Annotated in this window: 5 protein-coding genes; 3 read left to right on the forward strand and 2 right to left on the reverse strand. The window is 62.8% G+C overall.

The genetic code is table 11. The annotated features are described in order from the left end of the window. Positions 1 to 479: 479 nt before the first annotated feature. Entirely contained in the window at positions 480 to 1,934 is a 1,455-nt protein-coding gene (locus VGG64_27255) for a fatty acid--CoA ligase family protein (protein ID HEY1603331.1), read from the forward strand. Between the two features lie 14 nt (positions 1,935 to 1,948). After that, positions 1,949 to 2,797 (forward strand): MBL fold metallo-hydrolase, encoded by an 849-nt coding sequence (locus VGG64_27260; GenBank protein ID HEY1603332.1) that lies wholly within the window; start codon positions 1,949 to 1,951, stop codon positions 2,795 to 2,797. A 23-nt stretch (positions 2,798 to 2,820) separates the two neighbouring features. Here VGG64_27260 and VGG64_27265 read toward each other — a convergent pair whose 3' ends face one another. Then, positions 2,821 to 3,771, reverse strand: coding sequence for an enoyl-CoA hydratase/isomerase family protein (locus tag VGG64_27265; GenBank protein HEY1603333.1), 951 nt, complete (start codon positions 3,769 to 3,771; stop codon positions 2,821 to 2,823). Positions 3,772 to 4,102: 331 nt separating this feature from the next. On the opposite strand from VGG64_27265, the gene VGG64_27270 reads away from it, so the two are divergent. Continuing rightward, the gene (locus VGG64_27270; GenBank protein ID HEY1603334.1) at positions 4,103 to 4,930 is read left to right on the forward strand and encodes a methyltransferase domain-containing protein; all 828 of its coding nucleotides are present in this window, start codon (positions 4,103 to 4,105) and stop codon (positions 4,928 to 4,930) included. A 158-nt stretch (positions 4,931 to 5,088) separates the two neighbouring features. Here the strand turns inward: VGG64_27270 and VGG64_27275 are convergent. Continuing rightward, positions 5,089 to 5,307 (reverse strand): DinB family protein (locus tag VGG64_27275; GenBank protein HEY1603335.1); only part of this gene is annotated, 219 nt, incomplete at its 5' end.

Below are 5,307 nucleotides of genomic sequence, written 5' to 3' on the forward strand. Positions count from 1 at the left end.
TGAAGATCGCGCCCTGACAGACGATATCGAAACCGTCGTTGCCGCGATTCGCGATCACAAGATCCTGCCCGAGCCGGGTCCAAATGCTAACGGCGGCGCCAATGGTCGCAACGGCGCCAGCCATCGCAACGGCCACAGCTAGAGAATTTCGCTACGGAATTCTGCGAACACGCGCCGTTCTCTTCCTGGCGATTGTGCCGCTAAAACCGGTCGTTTTCCCTCGATGATCCGCCGGCACCGGGGCATTTACACTACCGTCCCCCGTGCAACTGATTAAACTCACACAAGGGCCCTCGCGGAGCCCCAGGAACGCCACGCCACGCAACCCGCCTCCGGCGGGGCAAAAGCCTTTGTGTGGCCGCGGCAGCGTCGCCACCGGCGTTGAAGATCGAACCTGCCTTCCGCCCGTGTCCCAGACCAAGGGGCCGGTCTCGTTTTGTGTCCTGTGCCACGGCCGCCGCGCCGTGGGGAATGCGATCATGACTCCCGAGCCGATTCTTGCCGCGGTCGATAACTATCGCGGCACGATCGTCGACATTGATCGCGGGCTGATCGTGCGTCCCGAAATGTTCGCCACCGCCTGGCATGCTCTCGCGCGAAGAATCGCCGAGACGGGACTGACGCCTGGCGATCGCGTGATTATCGCCATCGGCAACGGTCCAACGTTTATCGCCGCCTGGGCCGCGATCCTGGCCCAAGGGGGCTCACCACTTTTCGTCCACGTCGAGACGCCGACGGCGGAAATCAAACGCACGGCGCTACGTTTCCGCGCGCGGTTTGCCATTACCGATGCCCGACAAGAATCGGAATTGTCGGCCGTCGGCGCGCGGACCTGTGTATTATCAGCCGCCGAATGGGCCGAATTTGTCTGGGGTGATTTTGGCGAAAGCGTGGAATACGGCGATCGCCCCATGCTGCGCCTGCCGGGCGTGCCGCTGCATCCCACTTCCGGCACCACCGGCCAATACAAAGTTGCCGTGCGACCGGTCGACTGTGCGCTGGCCGAAGTGGCGCATTACGTTTCGACGATCGGCGTCGACGCCAACGATACGCTGCTGGCGCTGGCGCCGATGAGCCACGCCTATGCGCATGGCTGGTGCGTGGTGACGCCGATGGCCACCGGCGCGAGCATAGTCACCATGCGCAAGGCTTCGGCCCGGCTTGTCTATCAGGCCTGCCAAGAGCAGAACATCACAATCCTGCCGGGCGTGGCCTCGATGCTCGACACGCTGATGTTCGGCGCCGGCCAACGATTGTTCGACCCCCAGCGCCGCGTGATCACGGGCGGCGCGCCATTGACCGAGCGCACGGCGACGCATTTCGAGCGCATTTCCGGATCACGAGTTCGCCCGCTGTACGGCGCCACCGAAACCGGCGGCATCGCCGTGGCTCGCGGAGACTGCCTGGCCACGGGCGGATACGTGGGGCCGCCATTTGATGGAGTCCGCGTCGAGATTCGCCCATCGGCCGATCCCACCGAGTTCGGCCCAGGCATTGGCCTGGTGCATGTTCGGTCGGCCTCGGTCATGATCGGCTATCTCAGCGATGAGAGGCTCGATACTTCGGTGCTGGACGGTGGCTGGTTCAACACCGGCGACTTGGGCTCGATCGATGCCGACGGCGCGCTGAGCTTGTACGGCCGCCAGGCCGAGGTGATCAACATATCGGGCATGAAGGTGCTGCCGCGCGAGGTCGAAGAAGTGATCGCAGCCATACCGGGCGTGGCCGAGGTAAAGGTCTACCCGGGCCGCACGCGTCACGGATCGTTGCACGTCAAGGCGGCCGTGGTCGCCGAAGAGAGCATCGATACGGCCCAGGTCAAAGCCCACTGCCAGGAGCATCTGATTTACTACAAGCGCCCGGCGCGGATCGTCTTTCTCGAGGCCCTGCCAAAGTCGGCGGCCGGCAAAGTCCTTCGCGACCTGCTTCCCTGACAGGATGCCCGGCGATGAACCTGGGAAACTGGCAACTCGACACCGTCGATGGCGGTTGGCTGTCGCTCGATGGCGGCGTCACCTTCGGCATCGTGCCCAAGGCTCTATGGGGCAAGCTAATCACGGTCGACGAAAGCAATCGCGTCCGGCTGCGCAATAATTGCTTGCTCGCACGCGATGGCCGGCACGTGGTGCTGGTCGATACCGGTTACGGAAGTAAGTACGGACCGCTGGATCGCCGCTTCTACGAAATGGAAGAAGGAAATCCCGTGCTCGATAGCCTGGCGCGACTGGGCGTCTCACCTGACGACATCGACACGGTCGTACTCAGTCATTTGCACTTCGACCATGCCGGCGGCACCACGCATTACACCGAGAAACGCCGCCTGGCGCCCACGTTTGCCCGGGCCCGGCATATCGTCGGACGCCTCGAATGGGAAGACGCGACCAGCCGCGCCCCCGAATTAGAAACCGCCTACCCGATCGAGAATCTCACTCCGCTAGCCGAAGCGGGCGTCGTGGAATTGATCGAAGGGGATACCGAAATCGTCCCCGGCCTGCGCGCCCGCCTGACCGGCGGCCACACGCGAGGACATATGTCGCTCGTGTTCGAATCCGGGGGCCAGACCGCGATCTTTATCGGCGATATCTGCGCTTCGTCGATGCATCTGCATCGCATGTGGAACCTCTCCTACGACACATTTCCCTTGGACACGCGGCGCACGAAGCCGGCCCTGCTGGCCGAGGCAGCGGCGGGCGACTATTGGGTCTGCTGGCCGCACGATCCGCGTATCGCGGCAGCACGCCTGGTGAATCTTGGGTCGCGCGGCTTCGAGTTGGTCGATCCTCGCGAGCGCATTTAATCCCGCAGGCCGATCGCGACTCGCTAGCGGCCGGCAAAAACCGGCTGCCCCAATTGCCGCTTCGCGCGGAATTGCAGCCCCAGCAGCGCATCGGCCGTTTGGAACAACTCGGTGACGTGTTCGATCTCCATCCGCAACCCTTCGGCCAGCGGACGCTGACTTCCTCGCTCGATGATGCTCTCGGCAAATGCCAGCGCGATCGGCCCCTTGTTGGCCACCAGCTTCATGGCGCGGGCGAGCGCCGCATCACCATGCGTATCAACGATCCCGGCGCGCAAATCGGCCGCCCGATGACTCGCAAAAAACTGCGCGAGCGCCGCATACTCGGGCGACAGCGCGACGGGTTGCTTGGCGGTAATCGGTTCGCGGGCCGCGCGTCCCACGGCGTCGTCCAACTGGTCGGCCGCCACCACCTGGTCGATCAGGCCGATCTTCAAGGCTTCGCTAGCGGCTAATGATTTCGCGGTGAAAATCAACCATTTAGCCAGGCCCACACCCACGCGGCGCGAAGACCTTTGTGTCCCCCCAAAGCCGGGATAAATGCCCAAACCGGTTTCGGGAAAACCGAAGGTAGTCCCCTGCGCGGCCACGATGCGATCGCAAGCCAAGGCCAGTTCCAGTCCGCCGCCGAGCGCCATGCCGCCGACGCGCGCCACGACGGGCTTGGGCGAATCGTCGATCGCATTCATCAGCGCATGGCCGGCCTCGCTGTACTTGATGATCCGCGGGATATCATCCCCTTCGATATTGCGGATCAGAAAATCGATGTCCGCACCGACGACAAACACCTTGCCCGCGCCGGCCAGCACGATTCCTTGCACGGCCGGATCGGCGATCGCCTGCAGCAAGGCTTGGTGCAGTTGATGGATCACTACGAAGTTGATGTTATTCAGCACATCGGGCCGGTTGATGGTCAGCGTGGCAATGCCATCTGCCACATCGACTTTGACCAGCGATAGTTGTGTTGTGGCCATCAAGCGCTTCATCCAGGTCGAGAGTCACGCGGCAGGCAGTTTTTAGGGGGTCACGGCAAGTGCACCCTAGGAAAAAATTACGTCGCCCGCAGCGAGTTGCATGCGATATTAGTCGAGAAATAGGCTCGATGCCACCGATTCGCCTGCCACGGCGTGTTGCGGCCCCGCATGGGATAATTACACTAGATCGCACCGGTGCCGGACTCTGCGCCGTGACCGGTGCGCCGGCTGCTGCCCCCCACCATGCGGGAGTGCGGACTCCTGCAGCCGTGCCCCCATCAAAGCAGCGTCGACGCCGACGGTGTCGCCTCAGAATTTTTGGAGTGCGATCGTGCTATACAGAATCGCCCATGCCTTCAAGTCGGTGATCGCGTCGTTGTATTGGCTGGCAACGATGGGGCGCTGGGGCGTGCAAGGCGTTTTCGACACGCTCTATGCCGGCCAGGTGCGCAGCGAAAAGTTCCGCGAGATCTATCGCGGCGTGTTCGGCGCGGATTACGCCGAAGAGGCCGATCCGACCGGCTACATGACGATGACCGATTTGGCCAACATCGTTAAGCAACTGCATGTTGGCAGCGGTCAATCGTTTGTCGATCTGGCATGCGGTCGCGGAGGGGGCAGCCTGTGGGTGGCGCGGGCCACGGGCGCGACGCTGTTGGGCATCGACATCTCGCCCGTGGCGATCCAGGCCGCGCGCGAGCGTATCGCTGCGTTCGGCGTGACGGGAAAAGCCAAGTTCGAAGCCCGCGATATCACGGCTACCGGTTGTCCGGATGCCAGTTTCGACGGCGCCATGAGCGTAGACGCTCTCTTTCTGGTCCCCGACAAGACGGGCGCTATTCGCGAAGCGGCGCGGATTCTAAAACCCGGTGCACGTTTTGTGTTCACAACGTGGGAGTTGGACGAACCGTTCCGGGTGAAGGATTATCGTCCCCTCCTGACCGAAGCCGGCTTCGAGGTCGAGTCGATCGACGAGACGCCCGACTGGGAACGCCGCCAACGCGCCATCCTGGAACAAAGCATCGCCGCCAAAGATCAGTTGATGCAGGAAATGGGCCCCGAAGCAGCCACCATGTGGGTACACTACTGCGAAACGGAACTACCGAAGCTCGTCCTCATGCGCCGCATATTAGTGGTCGCGCGAAAACGATCCGCATAAGCAGCACTCCGCCACCCCCACTTCTCTCTGTGCCGTCGGTGAACTCGGTGGCCAAATTCGCATCAATTGTGCGCACTTCGCCCGTCCCACCGATCAGCCCGTCTCCGTGCCTCAGTGTCTCCGTGGTGAACCAGTCTTCACGAAGACCACACCAAGGGTCAGGAACTTTGCAACCGGCTCCGCACGATCCGCTCATGATGGCGCGCGTGCCCCACGATCACGTAAGCCCAAGCCCGCACGCTCATCTCCACGCCGCCAGCGGTGCCGCGCCGCAGCCAGGCGTCGTCGTCCAGATGCTCGAACAGAAATAGGTTGGCGCGCCTGACATGCTCGAACTCCTGCACCAACCCTTGCTGTGGGTAGGTCGAGAAATGCGC

The sequence above is a fragment of the Pirellulales bacterium genome (assembly GCA_036490175.1).
Lineage (GTDB): Bacteria > Planctomycetota > Planctomycetia > Pirellulales > JACPPG01 > JACPPG01.

Coding starts and splice junctions, on each gene's coding strand:
- VGG64_27260 (HEY1603332.1), top strand. CDS start 1,949: ATGAACCTGGGAAACTGGCAACTCGACACCGTCGATGGCGGTTGGCTG.
- VGG64_27265 (HEY1603333.1), bottom strand. CDS start 3,771: ATGGCCACAACACAACTATCGCTGGTCAAAGTCGATGTGGCAGATGGC.
- VGG64_27255 (HEY1603331.1), top strand. CDS start 480: ATGACTCCCGAGCCGATTCTTGCCGCGGTCGATAACTATCGCGGCACG.